Source organism: Cryobacterium lyxosi (assembly GCF_004403345.1).
Lineage (GTDB): Bacteria > Actinomycetota > Actinomycetes > Actinomycetales > Microbacteriaceae > Cryobacterium > Cryobacterium lyxosi.
Map to the genome: position 1 here is coordinate 139994 of NZ_SOGT01000004.1, position 23825 is coordinate 163818.

At 65.1% G+C, this 23825-nt stretch carries 20 protein-coding genes and 1 tRNA gene; 14 read left to right on the forward strand and 7 right to left on the reverse strand.

Features of this window, described 5'->3' with window-relative positions; all coding sequences use genetic code 11:
- Positions 1–58 precede the first annotated feature (58 nt).
- The 5 genes from E3T27_RS03645 (at position 59) to E3T27_RS03665 (ending at position 5843) form a co-directional block, all read left to right on the forward strand.
- The gene (locus tag E3T27_RS03645; protein ID WP_174722175.1) at positions 59–994 is read left to right on the forward strand and encodes a 4-(cytidine 5'-diphospho)-2-C-methyl-D-erythritol kinase; all 936 of its coding nucleotides are present in this window, start codon (positions 59–61) and stop codon (positions 992–994) included.
- 145 nt (positions 995–1139) lie between these two features.
- The gene (locus E3T27_RS03650; RefSeq protein WP_134571624.1) at positions 1140–2933 is read left to right on the forward strand and encodes an ABC-F family ATP-binding cassette domain-containing protein; all 1794 of its coding nucleotides are present in this window, start codon (positions 1140–1142) and stop codon (positions 2931–2933) included.
- A gap of 198 nt (positions 2934–3131) precedes the next feature.
- Entirely contained in the window at positions 3132–4022 is an 891-nt protein-coding gene (locus tag E3T27_RS03655) for a MetQ/NlpA family ABC transporter substrate-binding protein (RefSeq protein WP_134571625.1), read from the forward strand.
- 131 nt (positions 4023–4153) lie between these two features.
- Positions 4154–5182, forward strand: a complete 1029-nt coding sequence (locus E3T27_RS03660) for a methionine ABC transporter ATP-binding protein (protein WP_134571626.1) — start codon at positions 4154–4156, stop codon at positions 5180–5182.
- A gap of 1 nt (position 5183) precedes the next feature.
- Positions 5184–5843 (forward strand): methionine ABC transporter permease, encoded by a 660-nt coding sequence (locus E3T27_RS03665; RefSeq protein WP_104199384.1) that lies wholly within the window; start codon positions 5184–5186, stop codon positions 5841–5843.
- A gap of 18 nt (positions 5844–5861) precedes the next feature.
- Here the strand turns inward: E3T27_RS03665 and E3T27_RS03670 are convergent, their stop codons facing one another.
- Positions 5862–6353, reverse strand: coding sequence for a MarR family winged helix-turn-helix transcriptional regulator (locus E3T27_RS03670; protein ID WP_104126994.1), 492 nt, complete (start codon positions 6351–6353; stop codon positions 5862–5864).
- Positions 6354–6474: 121 nt separating this feature from the next.
- Between E3T27_RS03670 and E3T27_RS03675 the strand changes: the two genes are divergently transcribed.
- The 3 genes from E3T27_RS03675 to E3T27_RS03685 all read left to right on the forward strand — a co-directional run bounded on the left by E3T27_RS03675 (position 6475) and on the right by E3T27_RS03685 (position 9011).
- A tRNA-Gln gene (locus tag E3T27_RS03675) sits at positions 6475–6546 on the forward strand.
- 35 nt (positions 6547–6581) lie between these two features.
- A complete protein-coding gene (gene glmU / locus E3T27_RS03680; protein ID WP_134571627.1) occupies positions 6582–8033 on the forward strand; it encodes a bifunctional UDP-N-acetylglucosamine diphosphorylase/glucosamine-1-phosphate N-acetyltransferase GlmU in 1452 nt (483 codons plus the stop codon).
- Positions 8034–9011, forward strand: a complete 978-nt coding sequence (locus tag E3T27_RS03685; RefSeq protein ID WP_104126992.1) for a ribose-phosphate diphosphokinase — start codon at positions 8034–8036, stop codon at positions 9009–9011.
- Positions 9012–9211: 200 nt separating this feature from the next.
- On the opposite strand, the gene E3T27_RS03690 is transcribed toward E3T27_RS03685, so the two are convergent.
- Both E3T27_RS03690 and gndA read right to left on the reverse strand, forming a co-directional pair.
- A complete protein-coding gene (locus E3T27_RS03690) occupies positions 9212–9577 on the reverse strand; it encodes a hypothetical protein (protein ID WP_104196702.1) in 366 nt (121 codons plus the stop codon).
- Positions 9578–9694: 117 nt separating this feature from the next.
- Positions 9695–11152: an NADP-dependent phosphogluconate dehydrogenase gene (gndA, locus tag E3T27_RS03695; protein WP_134549053.1), complete on the reverse strand. Its 1458-nt coding sequence runs from the start codon at positions 11150–11152 to the stop codon at positions 9695–9697.
- Positions 11153–11348: 196 nt separating this feature from the next.
- Here gndA and E3T27_RS03700 point away from each other — a divergent pair, with 196 nt between their 5' ends.
- Positions 11349–11861: a gluconokinase gene (locus tag E3T27_RS03700; RefSeq protein ID WP_241992101.1), complete on the forward strand. Its 513-nt coding sequence runs from the start codon at positions 11349–11351 to the stop codon at positions 11859–11861.
- Positions 11861–13261, forward strand: a complete 1401-nt coding sequence (locus E3T27_RS03705; protein WP_174722176.1) for a GntP family permease — start codon at positions 11861–11863, stop codon at positions 13259–13261. Before E3T27_RS03700 ends, E3T27_RS03705 begins: the two co-directional genes overlap by 1 nt.
- A gap of 25 nt (positions 13262–13286) precedes the next feature.
- Here the strand turns inward: E3T27_RS03705 and E3T27_RS03710 are convergent, their stop codons facing one another.
- Positions 13287–14000 (reverse strand): FadR/GntR family transcriptional regulator, encoded by a 714-nt coding sequence (locus E3T27_RS03710; protein WP_104196705.1) that lies wholly within the window; start codon positions 13998–14000, stop codon positions 13287–13289.
- Between the two features lie 280 nt (positions 14001–14280).
- Here E3T27_RS03710 and E3T27_RS03715 point away from each other — a divergent pair, with 280 nt between their 5' ends.
- The 3 genes from E3T27_RS03715 to mfd are packed head-to-tail and all read left to right on the forward strand — an operon-like array spanning position 14281 to position 19208.
- Positions 14281–14892: a 50S ribosomal protein L25/general stress protein Ctc gene (locus tag E3T27_RS03715; RefSeq protein WP_104196706.1), complete on the forward strand. Its 612-nt coding sequence runs from the start codon at positions 14281–14283 to the stop codon at positions 14890–14892.
- 59 nt (positions 14893–14951) lie between these two features.
- Positions 14952–15536, forward strand: a complete 585-nt coding sequence (gene pth, locus E3T27_RS03720; RefSeq protein WP_104196707.1) for an aminoacyl-tRNA hydrolase — start codon at positions 14952–14954, stop codon at positions 15534–15536.
- Between the two features lie 42 nt (positions 15537–15578).
- The gene (gene mfd / locus E3T27_RS03725; RefSeq protein ID WP_134571628.1) at positions 15579–19208 is read left to right on the forward strand and encodes a transcription-repair coupling factor; all 3630 of its coding nucleotides are present in this window, start codon (positions 15579–15581) and stop codon (positions 19206–19208) included.
- Positions 19209–19300: 92 nt separating this feature from the next.
- On the opposite strand, the gene nhaA is transcribed toward mfd, so the two are convergent.
- Positions 19301–20671, reverse strand: a complete 1371-nt coding sequence (gene nhaA / locus E3T27_RS03730; RefSeq protein ID WP_134571629.1) for a Na+/H+ antiporter NhaA — start codon at positions 20669–20671, stop codon at positions 19301–19303.
- 138 nt (positions 20672–20809) lie between these two features.
- On the opposite strand from nhaA, the gene E3T27_RS03735 reads away from it, so the two are divergent.
- The gene (locus E3T27_RS03735; protein WP_134571630.1) at positions 20810–21631 is read left to right on the forward strand and encodes a nucleoside triphosphate pyrophosphohydrolase; all 822 of its coding nucleotides are present in this window, start codon (positions 20810–20812) and stop codon (positions 21629–21631) included.
- A gap of 11 nt (positions 21632–21642) precedes the next feature.
- Here the strand turns inward: E3T27_RS03735 and E3T27_RS03740 are convergent, their stop codons facing one another.
- Together E3T27_RS03740 and E3T27_RS03745 are read right to left on the reverse strand one after the other, a co-directional pair.
- Positions 21643–22734: an ABC transporter permease gene (locus E3T27_RS03740; RefSeq protein WP_174722177.1), complete on the reverse strand. Its 1092-nt coding sequence runs from the start codon at positions 22732–22734 to the stop codon at positions 21643–21645.
- Positions 22731–23783: an ABC transporter ATP-binding protein gene (locus tag E3T27_RS03745; protein ID WP_241992102.1), complete on the reverse strand. Its 1053-nt coding sequence runs from the start codon at positions 23781–23783 to the stop codon at positions 22731–22733. The genes E3T27_RS03740 and E3T27_RS03745 overlap by 4 nt, the downstream gene beginning before the upstream one ends.
- Between the last annotated feature and the right edge of the window lie 42 nt (positions 23784–23825).

The following is a 23825-nucleotide window of genomic DNA, read 5'->3' on the forward strand; positions in this document are numbered from 1 at the left end:
CGGCGTAGCTGGTACTGCCGCGTCGCTGGCGGCTAAGCGGCTGGGCTAAGTTAAAAGCATGATCACGTCCGCCGGTACCACCGTTGTGCACGCGCGGGCCCCCGGCAAAGTCAACGTCTTCCTCAAAGTCGGCGCCGTAATGGAAGACGGTTACCACGACCTCGCGACCGCCTACCAGGCCGTTTCGCTGTTCGAAGAGGTCAGGGCCAGCCCGGCCTCCGACTTCTCCGTCGAGTTCAGCGGCAGCATCGATACTTCCGGCCTCGCCGTCGGCGGCACCAACCTGGTTATCAAGGCAGCTCGGGCCCTCGCCCGCAAGGCCGGCTACCGCGGCGGCGTGCACCTCGAGGTGGAAAAGAACGTTCCGATCGCCGGCGGAATGGGCGGCGGCTCGGCCGATGCCGCAGCTACCCTGCTCGCCTGCGACGCCCTCTGGGGTACCAACGCCAGCAAAGACGAACTCCTCGCCATTGCCACCACGCTCGGCGCCGACGTACCGTTCTCGTTCACCGGCGGCACCGCCATCGGTACCGGCCGGGGCGACCAGCTCAGTCCGGCACTGGCCAAGGGCAAGTTTCAGTGGGTACTCGCCCTCGCCGACTTTGGAATGTCGACTCCTGGGGTGTACCACGAGCTCGACCGGCACCGCGATCGCCACGCCCAGGACATCTTTCCGGCGGAGCACCAGCCCAGTGTCGACGCGAACGTTCTCCAGGCGTTGCGAGCAGGCGACCCGCATATGCTCGCCGACGTGCTGCACAACGATCTGCAGGCCCCCGCGCTGCACCTCGTCCCGGGCCTCGGCAAGGTGCTACAGCTTGGCGAAGAAAACGGCGCCCTCGCCGGTATCCTCTCGGGTTCAGGGCCGACCGTGGCTTTTTTGGTGGCGGATGCCGACAGCGCGCTCGAATTGCAGGTCGCGCTCTCGGCCAGCCGCCTGCGCGTCGTGCGCGCCACCGGCCCGGTGCACGGCGCCCGCCTCATCAACGACTAGCCTTCTCCGGGCATAACTCCTGCAATCTGCCGGACACGGGCGAAACGTCCGCGTCATTCCGGGGGAGCTTCGAAGCACTATGGCAAATTGCAGGAGTTGTGCTCGCTGATCCGGGGGCTGCGGCCGTGCCGTAAACTTGGAGGCTATGGCACATCTTCTCGGGGCTGAGTCCCTGCACCTCGAATTTCCCACCCGCGTCATCTTCGACAGCGTCACTGCCGGCCTCAACGAGGGCGACCGCATCGGCGTCGTCGGCAAGAACGGCGACGGCAAGTCAACCCTCATGCGCCTGCTGGCCGGCCGTATGGAACCCGATGAGGGACGGGTCACCCGGCGTCGCGGTGTCACGATCGGCATGCTGGACCAGTCCGATGACCTAGCCTCGGGCCAGACCGTCGGGCACACCATCGTCGGCGGCATCGAGGAACACGTCTGGGCGGGCGACGCCAAGGTGCGCGACGTCATCGGCGGCCTGGTGCGCGACATTCCGTGGGACGCCCTCGTCGACGACCTCTCCGGTGGTCAGCGCCGCCGGGTGGCCTTGGCTGCCGTACTCATCGGCGACTACGACGTGATCTTTTTGGACGAGCCCACCAACCACCTCGACGTAGAGGGCATTTCCTGGCTCGCCGGCCACCTCAAGACCCGTTGGGCCGCGCAGAGCGGCGGGCTCGTGGTCGTCACCCACGACCGGTGGTTCCTCGACGAGGTCTGCAACATCACCTGGGAGGTGCACGACCGCCTCATCGAGCCCTTCGAGGGTGGCTACGCCGCCTACATCCTGCAGCGTGTGGAACGTGACCGCATGAGTTCCGTCGTCGAATCCAAGCGCCAGAACCTCATGAAGAAGGAACTGGCCTGGCTGCGCCGCGGCGCCCCGGCCCGCACCGCGAAGCCGAAGTTCCGCATCGATGCCGCGAACGTGCTGATCGAAAACGAGCCGCCGCCCCGCGACACCGTCTCGATGCAGTCCATGGCCATGCAGCGCCTCGGCAAGGACGTCGTCGACCTCATCGACATCGGCGTGAAGTTCGGTGAGAAGACCGTTCTCAATGACATCACCTGGCGCATCGCGCCAGGGGAGCGCACCGGCATCATGGGCGTCAACGGTGCCGGCAAGTCCACCCTGCTCAATCTGGTCGCCGGCACGCTGCAGCCTACGACCGGCCACGTGAAGCGCGGCAAGACCATCAAGGTCGCCGTGCTCACCCAGCAATTGTTCGAACTCGATGAGATTCGCAATGACCGCGTCAGCGACGTCATCGGCCGGCAGAAGACCAGCTACATGGCCGGTGGCAAGGAGATCACGCCGGGGCAGATGCTCGAACGTATGGGCTTTCTCAGCGCCCAGCTGACCACCCAGGTCAAGGACCTCTCGGGTGGTCAGAAGCGTCGCCTGCAACTGCTATTGATCGTGCTCGACGAACCCAACGTGCTCATTCTCGACGAGCCCACCAACGACCTCGACACCGACATGCTCGCCGCGATGGAAGACCTGCTCGATTCCTTTCCCGGCACCCTGCTGGTCGTCTCGCACGACCGGTATCTCATCGAGCGCGTCACCGACAACCAGTACGCGGTCATGGACGGCGGTTTTCGCCACCTACCCGGCGGCGTCGACCAATATCTCGAGGTGCGCCGCAAGGCCGTCTCCGGGCCGGCCTCCGGAACCCCCGCGGATGCCGCCGGCGCGAACAAGAAGATCCCCACCCTCGGCGGCGCCGAACTGCGTAACGCCCAGAAGGAGCTCGGATCGATCGACCGCAAGGTGGTCAAGCTGCAGGAGCGCATCGCCCAGAAGCATGAGAAGCTCGCCGCCCACGACCAGTCTGATTTTGCCGGTCTCAGCGAGCTCGGCGTGAAGCTGACCGAACTCGAAGAGACCATCGCCACGCTCGAAACGCGCTGGGTCGAACTTACTGAGCTGATCGAGGGCTAGCGTCGCAGAAGCTGTGACGCAGTGTGTCGGAGTCGGCCACGCGTCGCAGCTTCGGCACGTATCGTTATTGAGTGCCTCGCAGAGCTGCGGCACAGACCCCCACCCCCACTACTCGGGCTGATCTGTGCCCGAATAATCGCTGTGCCCATAATCGCCATCGGCGCTCTCGGGGAATTCACACAGCGAAAGAGACCCTCCATGAAAAAGCCACGTTCCCTCAAAAAGTCCGTACTGGCCGCACTCGCGATTCTGCCGCTTGCGGCGTTGCTGGCCGGGTGCGCAGGCGCTGCTGGTGATGACGATGTCGTGAAGATCGGTGTCGTCGACGAGAGCGAACCGTACTGGGGCGTCTTCAAGGAAGCCGCAGCCGACGCAGGGATCACGGTCGACCTGGTCAACTTCGCCACCTACGAGCAGCCGAACCCCGCCCTGACCGCCGGCGAAATCGACCTCAATCAATTTCAGACCATCGTCTACCTCGCCAACTACAACGTGGCGAGCAGCCAGGACCTCGCGGCAATCGGCGCCACTGCAATCTACCCGCTGGGTCTCTATTCCACGCAGTACACCAGCGTCGATGAGATTCAGAAGGGCGACACGGTGGCCGTGCCCAATGACCAGAGCAACATGGCCCGCGCCCTCGTCGTACTCCAATCAGCCGGTCTGATCGAGCTCACCGACGGTGGCACGATTTCGTCGTCACTCGACGACATCGACACCGCCGCCTCACGGGTGAAAGTTACAGCTCTCGACGCGTCGCTCACGACGACCTCGTTGCCCGATGTCGCCGCCGCGATCGTCAACAACGAGTTTGTTGGAAAGGCCGGGCTCAGTTTCTCGGACGCCATCGCTCAGGACGATCCGGCCGACGCCAAGTCCGTGCCCTATGCGAACGTCTTTGCAGCGCGCGCCGAGGACAAAGACAACGCGACGTACCAGAAGCTCGTCGAGATCTACCAAACGACGAAGGCCGTTCAGGATGGCGTTCTCGAAGCTTCCGGCGACACGGCAGTGCTGTTGACGACCCCGGTTTCCGAGCTTGAAGCGTCGCGCGTCACGGTCGAGGCGGACACTAAGGCTCAGAAGTAAGCTTCAGCTTTACTGCGTGGGCAGTTTCGGTTTTTTCTGATATTTGCGGTCAATAGCCGAGACTGTTCGTTCGCGTTCCCGGCGCGAAATTACGACATATCAGCAACAAGAAGGTTTTTGAGGAACAACGGATGGCTCTAGTAAGCCTGAGGAATGTCAGCAAGGTGTACCCACCCGCGAGCAAGGGTGCACCGAGTGTCACGGCGATCGACTCGGTCAGTCTCGACGTGGAGGCCGGAGACATCTACGGGATCATCGGATATTCCGGTGCCGGTAAGAGCACTTTGGTGCGACTCGTGAATGCTCTCGAACATTCAACGAGCGGCGAGATCATCGTGAACGGGCAGAACATCGCCGTGCTGTCGGAGCGCGCCCTGCGCAAGGTACGCCTCGGCATCGGCATGATTTTTCAGCAGTTCAACCTGCTCGGCTCTCGCACCGTGGCCCGCAACGTGGCCTACCCGCTCGAAGTAGCCGGGTATCCCAAAGAGCAGCGCGCCGCCCGGGTGGCCGAACTGCTCGACTTCGTGGGCCTCTCCGATAAGGCCGGGTCGTTTCCCGACCAGCTCTCCGGCGGCCAGAAGCAGCGAGTGGGCATCGCCCGTGCCCTCGCGACCCAGCCGAGCATCCTGCTCGCTGACGAAGCCACGAGCGCCCTCGATCCGGAAACCACGCACGAGGTCCTCGCGCTGCTGAAACGGGTGAATGCGGAATTCGGGGTCACCATCATCGTGATCACCCACGAAATGGACGTCATCCAGACCATCGCGACCAAGGTCGCCGTGATGGACCAGGGCCGCGTCATCGAGCGCGGACCGGTCTTTGACGTGTTCTCGAATCCGCAAGCCGCGGCATCCGCTCGATTCGTCGCGACCGTGGTCAAGGGGGTGCCGTCTGCGGCCGAGCTCGCCGTGCTGCGCGCACGGCATTCCGGTCGCATCGTCACGCTCGCCTTTCGCGACAGCGCCGTCGACCAGGGTGCCGTCTTCGGCGAACTGGCTCGGGCAGGCATCGCTTTCGAGGTCGTCTACGGGGGAATCAACGAGATCCAGGGGAGACCGTTCGGGCATCTCACCCTCGCCCTCACAGCCGCCGATCGGGTGATCGACACCGTACTTGCCCACATTCGAACGCTCACGACCGTCACGGAGGTGCGCTGACATGGATGCACTCATCGACCTGCTGCCCGAACTGTGGACGGCGACGTACGAGACCCTGTATATCGTCGCGATGACCCTGTTCTTCGGTGGCCTCGGCGGACTACTGGTCGGTCTCGGGCTCTACCTGACCCGAGCCGGCAGCATCCTGGAGAACAAGCCGTTGTTCTTCGTGCTCAATCTGCTGGTCAATTTCATTCGCCCGATTCCGTTCATCATTTTTCTGGCGGCGGCGCAACCGCTGGCCCGGGCCGTCACCGGCAGCGGCATCGGCAACAACGCGATCATCTTCACGATCGCTCTGGCAGCATCCTTTGCCATGGCTCGCATCGTGGAACAGAACCTGCTCACCGTGACGCCCGGCGTGATCGATGCCGCGCGCAGTGTCGGTGCAGGGCCGATTCGGATCATCTTCACGGTATTGCTGCCCGAGGCGCTCGGGCCGCTGATTCTCGGCTACACGTTCATCTTTGTCGCGCTGGTGGATATGTCGGCCGTTGCCGGTTATGTCGGTGGCGGGGGCCTCGGTAACTTCGCGCTGCTCTACGGCTACCGTCAGTTCAACCCCATCGTGACCTGGGCGGCCGTGCTGCTGATCATCGTGCTCGTGCAGTTCGTGCAGTTCTTCGGCAACTACCTCGCGCGTAAGGCTCTTCGCCGGTAGCGGTAGCGGTGGCAGTAACTAGTCGAAGTCGAGGCTGAGCTTTCGAAGCAGGCCGGCCAGCCGGTCCTGATCGGTCACCGAGAGGGTGTCGAGCAGCTCGGCTTCGGCGTCGACGAGCCGGGTGATGGCGGCATCCACGCGGGTCAGACCGGCCGGGGTCATGCCCACGAGGATGCCGCGGCCGTCGTTGGGCGCAGAGCGGCGCTTGACCAGATCGCGGTCGACGAGACGGTCGATGCGGTTCGTCATGGTGCCGCTGGAAACAAGTGTCTGCTGCAGAAGGGCTTTCGGGCTGAGCTCGTAAGGGGTGCCCGCGCGGCGCAGCGCCGAGAGCACATCGAACTCCCATGACGCGAGCTCGGAGCGGGAGAAGGCCGTGCGGCGGGCCCGGTCGAGATGCTTCGACAATCGAGCGACGCGGCTGAGGACCTGCAGCGGCGCAAAATCAAGATCGGGCCGTTCACGCAACCACGAATCGACGATTCGGTCGACTTCATCATGGCCAGGCATTGCTCCATTATCTCGCTTTTTCGGGGGTTTCTTCGCGCAGAAGCCCCGAGGGGGTGCCAGCGGCGCCGCGGACCGCCAGAATCTGGCAGACTTGACTGGTTGCTGGCTTCGGCTGGCATGGTCCGCCATAGTGTAACGGCAGCACGGCAACCTTTGGAGTTGTTCGGTCCAGGTTCGAATCCTGGTGGCGGAGCCCTCACTTTCTCTCCCGAATGCGTTAGGAAACCTGTGACAGACGCCCGCCTCGCCATCATCGTGTTGGCCGCCGGCCAGGGGACCCGCATGAAGTCCAGCCTGCCGAAGCTGCTGCATCCGCTCGCCGGAGTGCCCATCGTCAGCCACGTGCTCGCCACCGCGCGCGCCCTCGACGCCGCGCATGTCGTGACCGTTGTGCGGCACGAACGTGACCTGCTCGCCGCCGTCGTGGCCGAAGACCTGCCGGAAAGTACGATCGTCGACCAGGATGAGATCCCCGGCACCGGCCGCGCCGTCGAACAGGCCGTCGCCGCGCTTCCGGCTGATTTCGACGGTGACGTGCTCGTCATCAACGGCGACGTGCCGCTGCTGAACGCTGCAACCCTCGTTTCGTTCATCGCCTCCCACCGCAAGGGCGCAGCGGCGGGAACCGTGTTGTCCGCCTACCCGGACGATGCGACCGGCTATGGGCGCATCATCCGCTCGGTCGAGGGTGCGTTCGACCGCATCGTCGAGCAAAAAGATGCGACGGATGCCGAACTGGCCGTCACCGAGATCAACGCGGGTGTCTACGTGTTCGGCCTGGCCGCGCTGCGCGTGCAGTTGGCGCAGCTGACCACCGCGAACGCGCAGGGTGAGAAATACCTCACCGATGTGATCGAACTGCTGCGCCGGGCCGGCTCCGAAGTGAGCGCCGTTCCCGTCGCCGACGCCTGGATCGTGGCCGGCATCAACGACCGTGCCCAGCTGGGCGACACCGCCCAGAAACTCAACGCCCTGATCGTGCGCGGCTGGCAGCTCGCCGGCGTGACCGTGCAAGACCCGGCCACCACCTGGATCGACCTGAAGGCCGTTCTCGCGACCGACGTCACGGTGCTGCCCGGCACCCAGATCATCGGGGCCACAGTGGTGGCCACTGGCGCCATCATCGGACCCGACACCACCCTGCGCGACTGCGAGATCGGCGAAGGCGCCCGCGTGAATCGCACTGACGCGACCCTCGCGGTGATCGAGGCGCGGGCGTCTGTCGGGCCATTCTCGTACCTGCGCCCGAACACCATACTCGGCGCCGACGGTAAAATCGGGGCTTTCGTCGAGACCAAGAACGCGCAGATCGGCGCCGGCAGCAAGGTGCCCCATCTGAGCTACGTGGGCGATGCCACGGTTGGCGTGGGGTCGAACATTGGTGCCGGAACAATCTTCGCCAACTATGACGGCGTGGCTAAACACCACTCGGAGATCGGGTCGCACGTGCGCACCGGGTCGCACAACGTGTTCGTCGCGCCGATTACAATTGGGGACGGGGCGTACACGGGGGCTGGCACTGTCGTTCGCAAGAGCGTTCCGGCCGGCGCACTGGCCATCAACGTGGCCCCGCAACGCAACATGGACGGCTGGGTTCACGTCAACCGTCCGGGCACAGCCGCGGATACAGCGGCGGCAGCGAGCCTGCGCCCCACAAGCAGCGAAAAGACTGGAGAATAAGTGTCGGAAATTAAGTCCAGCGGCGACAAACGACTCGTACTGGTTTCGGGGCGAGCGCATCCGCAGCTCGCTCTCGACATTGCCACGGAGCTTGGTTCAGAGCTGCTCCACACCGATGCACGCACCTTCGCCAATGGCGAACTGTATGCCCGGTTCGACGAGAGCGTGCGCGGCTCGGATGCGTTCGTCATCCAGTCCCACACCGCGCCGATCAACGAGTGGCTGATGGAACAGCTCATCATGGTCGACGCGCTCAAGCGGGCTTCCGCCAAGCGCATCACCGTCGTCGCACCGTTCTACCCCTACGCCCGGCAGGACAAGAAAGGTAGGGGTCGCGAGCCGATCTCGGCCCGCCTGGTCGCCGACCTGTTCAAGGTCGCTGGCGCCGATCGCATCATGTCGATCGACTTGCACGCCGCCCAGATCCAGGGCTTCTTCGACGGTCCCGTCGACCACTTGTTCGCCATGCCGGTGCTCTTGGAGCACTTTCGCGAGAAGCTCGACCCGGCCACCCTCACCGTGGTTTCGCCCGACATGGGCCGTGTGCGCGTCGCCGACATCTGGAGTGACCGGCTCGGTGTGCCGCTCGCCATCATCCACAAGCGACGAGACCCGCTCGTTCCCAACCAGGTCTCCGTGCACGAGATCGTCGGCCAGGTGAGTGGTCGCGTCTGCCTCATTGTTGACGACATGATCGATACCGGTCGCACCATTGCCTTGGCCGCCGAGGCCCTGCGCGAGGCTGGCGCCATCGGCGTCGTCGTCGCCGCCACCCACGCCGTGTTCAGCGACCCGGCCGTAGACATGCTGCAGAACCCGGCCATCAGCGCCGTCGTCGTCACCGACACGCTACCGATCCCGCCGGAGAAGCGCTTCCCAACCCTCACCGTGCTGCCGATCGCGCCATTGCTGGCTCGCGCTATCCACGAGGTCTTTGATGAAGGTTCGGTCACCTCGATGTTCGACGGTGCCGCATAGGGCCTAGCTCACGCGGCCACGTCCGCGGCTGAATTAGGGAGGCGGTGGCTACGGCCATCGCCTCTTCTAATCTCACCGCGTCGAAAGACCGGACTGCACGACCCCGCGGTGCGGACCCGTCGAAAGACCGGACTGCACGACCCCGCGGTGCGGACCCGTCGAAAGCCACGGGTCGATGGCGCCGACGAGTACGGAGATCGCTACGAGGGGGTGCCCGGAGTGATTTGGCGTGGAGCGGAGGGGATGATCCCGAGCGGTGTCACGAAGGTGTCGCGCTCGTTCTGGTCGACGGCGTAGCACTGCCAGCCGAACCCGCCGGGACCGGTTAGGTCGAAGCGAGCGTCGAAGTCGACCGCAAAGGGATAATACTGGGCGACTGCGGTCGCACAGGCGTTGGCGGCAGTGTCGGAGGCGACCCGCATGGTGGTGAGTATGCCCGGCACGATCAGGGCGATCAACCCGAGCACGACGACGATCCTCAAAATGGACGCGAAATGCTTGCCGCGCAGCGGGCGGTAATTATCGTTCGGCTCGTAGCCGGAAAGCTCGGGGTGATCATCAGTCATAAGTACTGTCAGTCTTCCAGACCCTCGTGTGAAGTGACTGATTAACCCAAGCCGGCCGGCGGCATCCGCTCTGCCCGACGAGGGTGAGCGGATGCTGCCGGCCGGCAACATGGATGGTCAGTGCGTGGAAGCCTCAGTGACGATCTCGGTGCGGTCGCCGGACCACAGGGTGTGGAAGGTGCCGGGCATGTCGACTCGGTGATAGGTGTGCGCTCCGAAGAAGTCGCGCTGTCCCTGCACCAAAGCGGCGGGCAGCCGCTCACTTGCAAGCGAGTCGAAGTAGCTCAGGCTGGCACCGAAGCCGGGAACCGGGATGCCCGAGAGCGCCGCGGTCGAGACGACGCGGCGCCAGGCTGCCTCGCCGGCGGCGACGGCCTCGGCGAAGTACGGGTCGACAAGCAGGCTCGAGATCGACGGGTCGTTATCGTAGGCGGTCACGATGCGGTTGAGGAACTGGGCGCGAATGATGCAACCGCCACGCCAGATGGTAGCGATGGCGCCCTTGTCGATGTTCCAGTTGTACTTGGTCGCCCCAGCGATGATCGCGTCGAAACCCTGCGCGTAAGCGACGATCTTCGACGCGTAGAGCGCCTGGCGCACGTCTTCCTGGAAGGTGTGGCCGACGACGGCGATCTCGGGTCGGGCGGTGATGCTGGCACGCACCGGTCCGCGCTGCTCGGGATGGCTTGAGACGGCGCGGGCGAAAACCGCCTCGGCGATGCCGCCGACCGGAACGCCGAGGTCGAGGGAATTCTGCACGGTCCAGACCCCGGTTCCTTTGGAGCCGGCCTCGTCGAGCACGACGTCGATGAACGGCTGGCCGGTTTTGGCGTCGACCTGGCGCAGAATCTCCGCGGTGATTTCGATCAGGTAGCTGTTGAGCTCCCCGTCGTTCCAGTCCGTGAAGATATCGGCGATGGCTTCGGGGGAGTGCCCGCCGACCTTGCGCAGCAGGTCGTAGGCTTCGGCGATGAGCTGCATGTCGGCGTATTCGATGCCGTTGTGGATCATCTTGACGAAGTGGCCGGCACCGTCGGTGCCGATGTGGGTGACGCACGGCACGCCGTCGACGACGGCGGCGATGGATTCAAGAATGGGTCCGAGGGTCTTGTACGCCTCGACCGAGCCGCCGGGCATGATGCTCGGGCCGTTGAGGGCGCCCTCTTCGCCACCGGAGATACCGGCGCCGACGAAGTTTATGCTTTTGGCGCTTTGCTCTTTTTCGCGACGGATGGTGTCGGTGAAGTCGGCGTTGCCGCCGTCGACGATGATGTCGCCGGGTTCGAACAGCTCAGAGAGCTGAGAGATGACGGCGTCGGTTCCACGTCCGGCCTGCACCATGATGATGGCGGTGCGCGGCTTGGTCAGCGAGGCGACGAAATCGGCGATGTTCTCGGAGGCGACAAAATTCGCCTCGGGGTGTTCTGTCGTGAGTAAACGGGTGCGCTCGGGGGAGCGGTTGTAGACCGCGACCGTGTTTCCTTCGCGGCCGGCGAGGTTGCGGGCCAGGTTGGAACCCATCACCGCCAGACCGACGACACCGATATTTGCCTGTGCTTGCCGTGACTCTGACACGTTTTCTCCTTCGGGGCTGCGTTGAACAGACCGTCTTCGAGTTTAGCGCATGGGCCTGAATGGTCCCACAAGGGGGGATACGCACGATTTCGAAGAAACAGATATAAATGTTAGCTTGAACGTTGTAATCAGATTTAATGCGCGCTCGTCGCGCCGTGATCCGATGTAATGAAGCAGCGGCCGTCGGAGGAACACCATGCCTGATCACTTGCACATTCCCATCGTCGTAATGGGTGTTCAGGGGTGTGGTAAGTCCACTGTCGGCCTCGCCCTGGCGCAGGCCCGCGGCGTGCGTTTTCTCGACGGTGACGACCTACACAGCGTGGGCGCGCGCACCAAGATGGCGTCCGGGCATCCGCTCACCGATGAAGATCGCCTGCCGTGGCTCACCCGCATCGCCGAGACGATAGCGAACGCCGTTGCCCAGGGTGAACCCGTTGTCGTCGCCTGCTCCGCCCTCAAGCGCAGCTACCGCGATCTTCTGCGTGTCTTCGTGCCGACGCTCGTCTTCGCCGAGCTGTACGGCAGCCGTGAGCTCATCGCCGAGCGTCTCACCCACCGCAACCACGAATACATGCCACCCGGACTGCTCGACTCGCAATTTGCGACGCTCGAACCTCTCGCGGCCGACGAAGCGGGACTCCGCGTCGACCTCATCCACACCCCCGACGAACTCGTCGGCTTGATACACAAAGGGATAGCTCACTGATGACCGATCTTGAAATGAACTGGGTGCTCGGCACCCCCGCTTTGCTCGGCGTTGCCGCCGGCGCGATCGCGGTGCTCCTCGTGCTCATCATGAAGTTCAAGGTGCACGCGTTCCTGTCGCTGATCATCGTGAGTCTGCTGACCGCGGTCGCCACCGGAATTCCGACCGCCCGTCTCATGCCCACCCTGCTTGAAGGCTTCGGCGGCACCCTGGCCGGGGTCGCCCTGCTCGTCGGCCTGGGTGCCATGCTTGGCCGAATGCTGGAAACCAGCGGTGGAGCGCAGGTACTGACGGATGCCCTGATCACCAGGTTTGGAGAACGGCGCGCGCCGATCGCCCTCGCCGTTGCGTCGCTCATGCTCGGTTTTCCGATCTTCTTCGACGCCGGCCTGGTCGTCATGCTGCCGATCATCTTCGCCGTCGCCCGTCGCCTCGGCGGATCGTTCCTCGGCTATGCGTTTCCGTCGGCCGTGGCTTTCTCGGTGATGCACATCTTCGTGCCACCGCACCCGGGGCCCGTCGCGGCGACCGGCCTGCTCGGTGCTGACGTGGGACTCGTTTTGATCTTCGGTCTTCTGGTCGCTCTGCCCACCTGGTACGTCGTCGGCCACCTGTTCGGTGGGTACGTCGGTCGCCAGTACGACATTCCGGTGCCGGCCATACTGCGCGGCAGCACCGGTGACTTCACCGAGTTCGCCTCCGCGCCCCGCGTCGGCATCATCATGACGCTGCTCCTGCTGCCGATCGGACTGATCTTTCTCAACACCGGTCTGAACATGGCGGCAACCGCCGGGCTCGTCTCCCTCGACGATGCCTGGGTGCAGGTCCTGCGTGCCATCGGCGAGACTCCGGTTGCCCTGCTCATCACAGTGGTGCTTGCCATGGCCCTGTTGGGCTGGAAAAAGCGCAAGTCGGCCACGCTCGTAGAATCCGTTGTGGACAGCGCGCTCGGCCCGGTCTCAGCCGTCATCCTCATCACCGGCGCCGGCGGAATGTTCGGCGGCGTGCTCCGCGCCAGCGGCATCGGCACCGCCTTGGCCGAATCGCTTGACGCAATCGGTCTGCCCGTCATCGTGGCCGGTTTTGTGATCGCCGCACTTGTGCGCATCGCGCAGGGGTCTGCCACGGTGGCCCTGACCACCACAGCGGCGCTTCTGCAGCCGGTCGTGATGGGCAACCCCGCGTTCAACCCGGTCGAACTCGCCGCCATCGTGCTGGCCCTCGCCGCCGGGTCGGTTTTCGCTGGGCACGTCAACGATTCCGGCTTCTGGCTGGTCAGCCGCTTCTTCGGTATGGACACTAAAACCACGCTCAAGACCTGGACGGTCGGTCAAGCCCTCGTCGGAATCGTTGGCTTCACGATCGCCGCGGCCATCTACCTCCTGGCCAGCCTCCTGTAGCCTGATCGGTTCGCGCGGTGCCCGCCTAGAAGAAAATGCGGGCAGTGTGCACCCAGGACTCTTCCACTTCGGCGATGGTGCGCCGCATGATCAGTTCCATCGACTCGCGGGCACGCACGGGGTGGCCGCCCTGAATGGCGTCTGCCACGTCGACATGCCACTGCAGCGCGGTTTCGTGCGGGTGGGCAGGCATGAGGCCGAGACCGGTGCGCCCCGAGAGTACGGCGGCGATCACCTCGTCGAGCTTGGCGAACATTTCGTTTCCTGATCCGTGCAGCACGAGGCGGTGAAAATGGATGTCCAGAGCCAGAAATCGTTCGAGGTCACCGGAACGTCCCACCGTGCGCATCTGCGCCGCCACGGTCATGAGCTCGCCCGACATCGCCTGCGGGCAGTGTTGGGCGGCCAACTCGGCGGCCATCGGCTCGACGGATGCCCGCAGCTCGGTGAGCGAGCGCAACTGCGCGCCCCGGCCCGCTCCGGCCAAACGCCAGCGGATGAGTACCGGGTCGAACGCGTTCCATCCTGACTGCGGACGCACCCGAATTCCGACGCGCTTGACCGACTCGACCAGGCCCATCGCAGCGAGCACGCGTATCGCCTCGCGCACGACCGATCGACTGACCCCCTGGGCGCGCTCGATCTGCTCTGAGAGCATGACCGTTCCGGCTGGCGTGTGGCCGTCGACGATATGGGTGCCCACCGCGTCGATCACGCGGTTGTGCAGGCTCGAGGACATTCTCCGACCCTAACGTCTGCCGAGTCGCAGCCGCAGCCGCAGTGCGCGACACGCCCGGGGTGCAGCACCGGCCAGAACGGTGTAAGCTTGAAGACGAACTTCGGCGAGGGACTCTGCCGGGCCAGACAATTGGACCGGCGGCATCCGTGATCGACGCGGCGGACGAGGCCTTGGGCTTTTCCTCACGCTGACATGCGTTCGAGTTGAATCAGTACCCCTCTTTCTCGGGCTTCCACCCGCGAACCACAACCTGGGCTCACGCCCCGCAAGGAGAAATACCATGGCTAGAGAAGTTACCGCTGTCGTCGCTGAACCGCGCGAAAGCTTTGGCAAGGGCGCGGCCCGTAAGCTGCGCGTGCTCGGCAAGATTCCTGCCGTCATCTACGGCCACGGCACCGAGCCGGTGCACGTATCGCTGCCCGCCCACCGCATCGCCCTGTTGCTGCGTCGCGCCAACATGCTCCTGGAGCTCGACATTGCCGGCGCCAAGCAGCTCGTGCTGGTCAAGGACGTGCAGAAGGACCCGGTGAAGGCCATCATCGAGCACATTGACCTCGTCGTCGTGCGCAAGGGCGAAAAGGTCCAGGTTGAAGTTCAGGTGCACATGTCGGGCGAGTCCTTCGCCGGCACGGTCGCCGACTTCGATACCAAGACCCTGTTGCTCGAGGTCGAAGCAACCGACATCCCCGAGAACGTCACCGTGTCGATCGAAGGCCTCGAAGACGGCGCCCAGGTTCACGCCAAGGACGTTCCGCTGCCCTCCGGCGCCACGCTGATCTCCGACGAAGAGGCCCTCGTCGTCTACATCCACACCCCGCGCGGCGAAGATGAAGAAGACGCCGAGACCGAGGTCATCACCGCCGGAACGCCGGCCGCCACGCCTGCCGCGTAGTAGTAGCACTCATCAACTGGTTCCGTCTGGGTTTTCACCCCGGCACACGGAGGACTCCCCTGGATACGAACCAGTGGCTCGTAGTCGGGCTCGGCAACCCCGGGCCCGACTACGCCGGCAACCGGCACAACGTCGGTCAGATGGTGACGGCGCAGCTCGCCGACCGCCTCTCGTCAAACTTCAAGCGTCACAAAACGGCCGCCCTCGTGGCCGAAGGGCGCCTCGCGCCCGGTGAACCCAAACTGGTGCTGGCCAAGCCCACCACGTTCATGAACGTCTCCGGCAGCCCGGTTGCCGCGCTGCTGCGTTTCTACTCGCTGCCCGTCTCCCGTCTCATCGTCGTGCACGATGACCTCGACCTGCCCTTTGACACGCTCAAGATCAAGGTCGGCGGCGGTCACGGTGGCCACAACGGGCTGCGCGACATTATCGCTGCCACCGGAACCAACGACTTCATTCGCATTCGCATGGGCATCGGGCGCCCACCGGGTCGTCAGAATCCGGCGGACTTCGTGCTGCATGACTTCGCTGCCGCCGAGCGCACCGTTCTGCCCAATCTGATAGCGGATGCCGCCGATGCGATCGAGCTGATTGCCTCCGACGGTGTCGTGGCGGCCCAGCAGAAGTTCCACTCGCCTTCCTAAGACCAGTTCGGCGCTGTCGGTGCCAGTGCGTAGACTCATTCAGTGATCCTTCAGGGCTTAATCGCAGCGCTTGCACGCGCCTCCACGTTCGATAACGCCCTCGCCTACGCCAGCCGGGACGCTGATTTCTCGCTGACCGAGGGCCTGCGCGCCGCGCTGCTCGCCGCCTTGCTCGATCTCCGCCGTGATGATGCCCAGGCACTGTTCGTCATCACGCCGACCGGCCGCGAGTCGGAGGCGATCCGCGAAAACCTCGGCTGCTTCGCCACCAGCGCCGAAATCATCGACTTTCCGGCTTGGGAAACCCTGCCGCACGAACGCCTGAGCCCGAGCGCCGAGATCGTCGGCAAGCGTCTTTACGCCCTGCGCCGCATGCGCGAATGGCAGGAAGCAGACCCGGCCACGCGGCGTCCGCTCATCGTCGTTGCCTCCGTACGGGCCGCATTGCAGCCGGTCGCCGACAACCTCACCGACTACGAACCGATCGAGCTCACCGTTGGCGCGCGCGGCCACGACCTCGCCGCGATCGTGCTGCAGCTGGTCAACCTCGCTTACGCCCGCGTCGACATGGTCACCCGGCGCGGCGAGTTCGCCGTGCGCGGTGGCATCCTCGACGTCTTTCCGCCAGTCGCATCACACCCATACCGAGTCGAGTTCTTCGGCGACGAGGTCGAGCAAATTCGCCTGTTCAGCGTCGCCGACCAGCGATCCCTGGCCGAGGTCGTGGACACGGTCAGTCTGCCGCCCAGCCGGGAACTGCTGCTCAGCCCCGCCGTGCGGCAACGCGCCCGCGAGATGCAGCATGAATTCCCAAGCCTGGCCGGTCTGCTCTCCAAGATCGCCGAGGGTATTCCGGTCGAGGGCATGGAAAGCCTCGCGCCAGCGCTGGTCGACCGGCTGGTGCCCGTCACCCACTACCTGCCGACCAACGCGGCCGTTGCCGTCATCTCACCGGAACGGGTCGCGAGCCGAGCGATCAGCCTCGCCGAGACCAACCGTGAGTTTCTCGGCGCCGCCTGGAGTGCCGCGACGGCTGGCGCCGACGCCCCGATCGACCTGGAATCGGGCGACTTTCTCACCCTCGGGCGCCTGCGCGACAGCGTGACGTACTCAGCGCCGGGCGCACCGGCCTCCGGTCACAACTGGTGGACCCTGAGCACGTTCCAGGCCGCCCCGACCGATGCGCCGGTTTTACCCGAACACCTCGAGATGGACGAGCTGCTCACCATTCGCATCGAAGCAGACGCCGTTCCCACCTTCGCCGGCAGCGTCGACGGAGCCGTGGGTCACGTCGCCTCCCGACTGCACGACGGTTGGGTCGTCGGCATTGTGGCCCAGGGCGCCGGCCTGGTCGAACGGGCCGCCCAGGTGCTCGCCGAACGCGAGTTGCCGGCTCGGGTAGTAGAGGTATGGCCGCTGGAACCGGAACCAGGCATCGCGTACCTGCTGAAGGCATCCGTCGATCACGGTTTTGAGCTGCCGCAGAGCAAACTCGCGCTGATCAGCGAGTCGGAGTTCTACGGGCGCACCGTCGGGTACTCCGAGCGGCAGATCAAGAAGCTCGCCAGCCGCCGCAAGAACGTCGTCGACCCGCTGCAGCTCGTGGCCGGCGATCACGTGGTGCACCAGACGCACGGCATCGGCCGTTTTCTCGAATTGACGCAGCGTGAGGTGTCCAGCGGCGGCCGCAATCCGGTCAAGACCACCCGCGAATACCTCGTGCTGGAATACGCTCCATCGAAGCGTGGGCACGCCGGCGACCGGTTGTACGTGCCGACCGACCAGCTCGACCTCGTCACCCGCTATGTCGGCGGCGAGGCACCGGCCCTGAGCAAGATGGGCGGCAGCGACTGGTCGAGCGCCAAGACCAAGGCGCGCAGAGCGGTACGCGACATTGCTGTCGAGCTCGTCAAACTGTATTCGGCCCGCATGGCCAGCAAGGGGCACGCCTTCGGGCCGGACACCCCCTGGCAGCGTGAACTCGAAGAGGCGTTTCCCTTCGTGGAGACCCCCGACCAGCTCACCACCATCGACGAGGTCAAGGCCGACATGGAGCGGCCCATTCCGATGGACCGGCTGCTCAGCGGTGACGTGGGTTTCGGCAAGACCGAGGTAGCCATTCGTGCCGCTTTCAAGGCCGTGCAGGACGGCAAGCAGGTCGCCATGCTCGTACCGACCACCCTGTTGGTCAGCCAGCACATGGAAACCTTCAAGGAACGCTTCGCCGGATTCCCGATTCACCTGCGCGCCCTGTCTCGATTCCAAACCGACAAAGAGTCGCGTGAGACGATCGCGGGCATGCTCGACGGCACCGTCGACGTCGTCATCGGCACCCATCGACTATTGTCACCGTCGATCATCTTCAAAGACCTCGGTCTCGTCATCATCGACGAGGAGCAGCGTTTCGGCGTCGAGCACAAAGATGCCCTGAAGAAGCTCAAGACCAACGTCGACATCCTCGCGATGAGCGCGACACCCATCCCGCGGTCCCTCGAGATGGCGGTCACCGGCATCCGTGAAATGTCGACCCTCGCCACCCCGCCCGAAGACCGACACCCGATCCTGACCTTTGTCGGGCCGTACTCGCAGCGGCAGGTGGCCGCAGCCATCCGTCGAGAACTGCTGCGCGAAGGCCAGATCTTTTTCGTGCACAACCGGGTCACGAGCATCAACCGCATCGCCACCCAGCTCGCCGAACTGGTGCCAGAAGCGCGCATTGCGATCGCGCACGGGCAGTTGCCAGAGGCGCATCTGGAACAGGTGGTCGGTGATTTCTGGGAGCGCAAGTTCGACATTCTGGTCTGCACCACGATCATCGAGACCGGCCTCGACATCAATAACGCCAACACCATCATCATCGACCGGGCCGACAAATTCGGCCTGAGTCAGCTGCACCAGCTGCGCGGCCGGGTAGGGCGAGGGCGCGAACGGGCCTACGCCTACTTTCTCTATGACGAGAACAAGCCGCTGTCGGAGACCGCCCACGACCGGCTCTCCACCATCGCCGCCAACAACGAACTCGGCGCCGGCATGCAGGTGGCCCTCAAGGACCTCGAGATTCGCGGCGCCGGCAACCTGCTCGGCGGCGAGCAGGCCGGGCATATCGCCGGTGTGGGCTTCGACCTGTACCTGCGCATGATCGGTGAGGCCGTGAGCACCTTCCGCGGCGACGTCGCCGAGGGACAGACCGAGTTGCGCCTCGAGCTGCCGGTCGACGCGCACATTCCGCACGACTTCGTCGACAGCGAACGGTTGCGTCTCGAGGCCTACCAGAAGCTCTCCAGCGCCAGCTCACCGACAGCGACCGATGACCAGATCGACCTCGTGCTCGACGAGCTCACCGACCGCTACGGCGAACCGCCCGTGCCGGTGCAGAACCTCGTGGCTGTGTCGCGGCTGCGCTGGCAGGCCCAGCACGCGAACCTCAGCGAGGTCGTAGCTATGGGCTCAAACCTGCGAGTGGCGCCGGCCGACCTGGCCGATTCGATTCAGGTGCGCCTGCAGCGGATGTATCCCGGCTCGCGGTACGTGTCCGCGACCGGTGCGCTCAGCGTACCGATGCCGCGCCCGAACGGTGAACCGCTCGATGACAATGCCTTGATCGAATGGACCAAGACGCTGCTGGCGGCGATCTTCCCGCCGGCCGTGCCGAGCGTGCTCCCGGCCGGCTAGCAGTCGGGCAGCACCGCGGCATTAAAGAATGCAGCACCGTCGCTGGGCAACGACGGTGCTGCGCCTAGCGGGCATGCATGTGGATGCTCCGCTTAGCCTTTCGACGCCTGTTCCGGCTGGTAGACATCCGGGATGCCGTCGTTGTCGCTGTCGATGGCCTCCTTCTCGGCGATGCGCCCATAGTGGCGGTTGCGCAAGCGCAGGATCACCGTGGCCAGGAGTGCGGCGAGGAGCGAACCGACCAGAATGGCTACCTTGGCGTGGTCGTCGTGCGGGCTTCCCTGACCGAAGGCGAGTTCGCTGATCAGCAGCGACACGGTGAAACCGACGCCGGCCAGCACGGCGACGCCGATGACGTCGATCCAGGCCAGATCGGGGTCGAGCGCCGCCTTCGTGGTCTTGGTCACGATGAAGGTCGCGAGCAACACGCCGATCGGCTTGCCAACGACGAGAGCGACAACGATGCCGACCGCAACCGGGTCGGTGAGCGCCCGGTACAGGCCATCGGCGCCGCCGATGGTGACGCCGGCGGAGAAGAAGGCGAACACCGGTATCGCGATTCCGCTGGACAGCGGACGGATTCTATGTTCGAGTGTTTCGGCCAGGCCGGGGCCTGCATCAGGCCCGCCGCCGCGCTTGCTGCGCAGCACCGGCACGGCAAAGCCGAGAAGTACACCGGCTACGGTCGCGTGCACGCCAGAACCGTGCACGAGCGCCCAGACAATGAAGCCGAGAGGCAGCAGTATCAGCCACGCGGCCCAGGCTCTGGTGCCGAAGAAGTAGGAGAATTTGTGGGTCAACATCCAGAACAACGCGATCAGGACCAGGGCCAGCACGAGTGGCAGAACGGCGATGTCGTCCGTGTAAAAGAAGGCGATGATCGTGATGGCGAGCAAATCGTCGACCACGGCGAGAGTCAGCAGAAAGATGCGCAGCGCCGGCGGAAGCTTCGACCCAATAACGGCGAGAACGGCAACGGCAAACGCAATGTCGGTCGCGGTGGGAATTGCCCAGCCGCGCAGCGTATCGGCGCCTGACTCGAGGTTGATCAGTACGTAGATGAGGGCCGGGACGATCACGCCACCGACGGCGGCGGCTACGGGAACGATGGCACGGCTCACACTGCGCAGATCGCCCGCGACGAATTCACGCTTCAGTTCGAGGCCAGCGAGAAAGAAGAAGATCGCCAGCAGGCCGTCGGCCGCCCACGCGCCGAGGCTCAGTTCCAGGTGCCACGGCTCGTAACCGATTTTGTAGTCGCGCAATGCGTAGTACGCGTCTGAGAGGCCAGAGTTGGCCATGATCAGGGCGGCCACGGTCGCAGCCAGCAAAATGGCACCGCCGACGGTTTCTTTGCGCAGAATACTGGAGATGCGCACGACTTCGCCATGGCTGCCGCGGCGCAGGATGGTGGCGGTGGGCGGGGTCGATTTGGGCGTGGGCTGGCGGAATGGTTTGGTCATAATAAGTCCTCTGGTATTTCCGGCGCGCTTGTACATTGCCGACCAGACTTCCCGGCTCACCGTCATCCAGAATACACGAGGCAGCTGACCGCCCCCAAGGGGCCGTTTACGATGGAACCGATCGAGGAGTGCACAACCATGACAGATCCGTTGTTTTCATCAGCCCGAGCCGGATCCGCGCTGCCGGAATCGAACCCGCCAGCGCCGCGGGCGGCAGACGCCGTCGCGGATCCGGCATCCGCTGTTCCGGCATCCTCAACGCAACCGGCTGCAACGGCCCTCGAGACCCTCATCGCGACCGTTGCGCGGCTGCGCGCGCCCGGCGGATGCCCGTGGGACGCCGACCAGACGCACGCTTCGCTCGTGCGCCACCTGGTCGAGGAGACTCACGAACTGATCGAGGCGATCGAAGACGGCAGCCGGGACGACCTGCTCGAAGAGCTGGGTGATGTGCTCTACCAGGTGCTGTTCCACGCCGACCTGGCTGCCCATGCCCCGGAGGAGAACTTCGATATTCAGGATGTCGCTGCCCGCCTGACCGAGAAAATGATCGGGCGGCACCCGCACGTGTTTGGTGACCTCACCCTCGAAACGGCCGAGGAGGTGTCGGCTGCCTGGGACGGTTTTAAGGCCGAGGAGAAGCCGGGGCGCACGAGTGTGCTTGACGGCATTCCGGCCGGCATGCCGGCGCTCGCCCTGGCCGACAAGGTGCTCGGCCGGGCCGAGAAGATCGGCCTGCTCGAAGCGGATGCCGGTTTCCCGCTTCCGATCGAGTCCGAGGCTGATCTCGGACCGCTGCTCTTGGCCATCGTCGCATCTGCCCGGGCCCAGGGCCTCGACGCCGAACGAGCGCTGCGAACCGCGGTGCGCGACCTGCAGTCTGAGATTCGCGGCGCCGAGCATCCGGCCGCCGAAGCCGGCGATGCCTTTGATGCCGGCATCATCGCACTGCCGACCTAGCCTCCCGCTGGCTAGGCGATGCGACTGCCTGCCGGGAGGTGCGTCGCGGGGGTTCGGGTGCGGCGCCAAGCCCAGGCCAGGGCGCCCGCGCCAAGCAGTACGTGAATGAAGAGGCCGATGAACCAGCTGGGCACCGCGCCGTCGTAGGTCTCCTGCGGCGCTGGACCGATGCCGGATTGCTGGTCGGCGTACCCGTTGGCGGCCTCGTCGCATCCGTTGTACTCGGTATACAGCTCTGGCGCGGCCTGCGCGCTCCGCACGCCCACGGCGATCTGACCGAACAGGTCGGTGGGGCGGCCGCCCGCGTCGAAGCTGCCGGGCGAGGCATCCGCCACCACCACGTACGGGTTCGCCGCGAGGATCCACCAGAAATAGTCGAAGCGCGGCACGGTATAGGTCGAGGTCTGGGCGGTGGAGCAGACGATGTCCGACTGCTTGCCGGTCTGCTCGTCGTAGGTCGACTGCACGACCTGGTAGTTCACGCTCGTCGCCTCCTGCTGCGTGGCGGTGCCGAGCAGGGCGAACGCGATAAGCGTGCCGAGGCTGAGGGCCGCGACCAGGAGGTAGGTCAGCACGATCGAAAACAGTGGCCGGTTCAGGATGCCCGACAACCCCACACCGGCCGCCGCGATCACGCCCAACTCGGCGGCGAGCACCAGCATCGACACACTGATCGTGCCGAGCGAAACTTCGCCGAGAACGACCGCGAAGATGAGAAACGGCAGCGCCGCCGCCAGAAAGGCGAGCGCGGTGATCCAGGCGGCCAGAAACTTACCGAGAACGAGCTGCCCGGTGCTGATGAGCGTGACCTGCGTCGTGGCGAGGGTACCGATATCCCGGTCGCCGTTGATGGCGTTGCCCGATAGCGCCGGCGACACCAATGTTGCCAGCAGCAGCACGAAGAAAATGATGGTCGAGAACACCCCGCCGCCGCCCGATAGCCAAGCCGAGGTAGCCAGCCAGAGCAGAAACGTGACGATGCCCACGAGCAGCATGAAGACACCCAGCAGCACATACCAGGAGACGCCGCGCACCCGCTGGCGCAGTTCCAGCGTGACGATCAACCAGAGTCCGGTCAGGAACAGGCGGTTACGGTCGCTCATGGCGTGACCTCCGGGTTGACGACGACAGAACTATGTCGCGCCGGTCTGTCCCGCGTGAGGTCGAGAAAAGTGTGTTCGAGGTTGCCGACGGCCGGCCCGAAATCGCACACCGGCACCCCGCTCAGCACCAAGTTGTGCAGGAGGGCGGCTGCGGAAGCTTCATTTTCCACCTGCACGAGGGTGCCGAGCTGGTCCACACCGAGAACCTGCACGAGGGCGCCGACCACGCCGGGCGTAGCGAGCGCACGTTCCAACGCTGACTCATCGAGGGAGCGGATGCGCCAGGCTCTGGCGCTCGCTCCCGCAGCGGCGACCTGTTCCGGGCTGGCCGTGCGCCCGTCGGCGAGGTACACCGCGGCATCCGCCATCTCGTCGAGCTCGGCGAGAACGTGGCTGGACACGAGAATCGCGGCGCCCTCGCCGGCCAGGCGGCGCAGCAGCTGGCGCAGCGAAGCACGGGCTGCAGGGTCGAGGCCGGAGGCCGGCTCGTCGAGCAGCAGGACTCCGGGGGAGTGCACGAGCGCCCGGGCCAGACTCAGGCGTTGTTTCTGGCCGCGCGACAGCACCCGCGATGGCCGGTCGGCGAAGTCACCGAGATCGGTTAGCGCGATCAGCGCGTCGGCGCGCACGGCGGCTTGTTCGCCGCTCATGCGGTACATGCGGCCGGTGGTCTGCAGGGCCGCCCGGGCGCTCAGGCTCGGCCAGGAGCCGAGGGTGTCGGGCATCCAGCCCATGACGGCGCGCACCCGTTCCGGTTCGGTGACCGGATCGTGACCGTTGATGCGAATGCTGCCCGTGTCGGGGGTGAGCAGCGTGGCGAGCATGAGCAGCAGTGTTGTTTTGCCCGAGCCGTTCGGCCCGATCAGGGCGGTGACCGACCCGGCCGGAACGGTCAATGTGGCATCGAGCACTGCGAGCACGCTGCCAAACGATCGACTGACCCCGGTCACCGCGATGCCGCTCGGCACGATCCCGCCATGCCCGCCAGGCCCGCCAGGCCCGCCAGACCCGCCAGGCCCGCCAGACCCGAAAACTGTCGTCACCGACATCGACACACCCCCCGCTTGTTTCCCCCGAGTCTAGGGTGCACT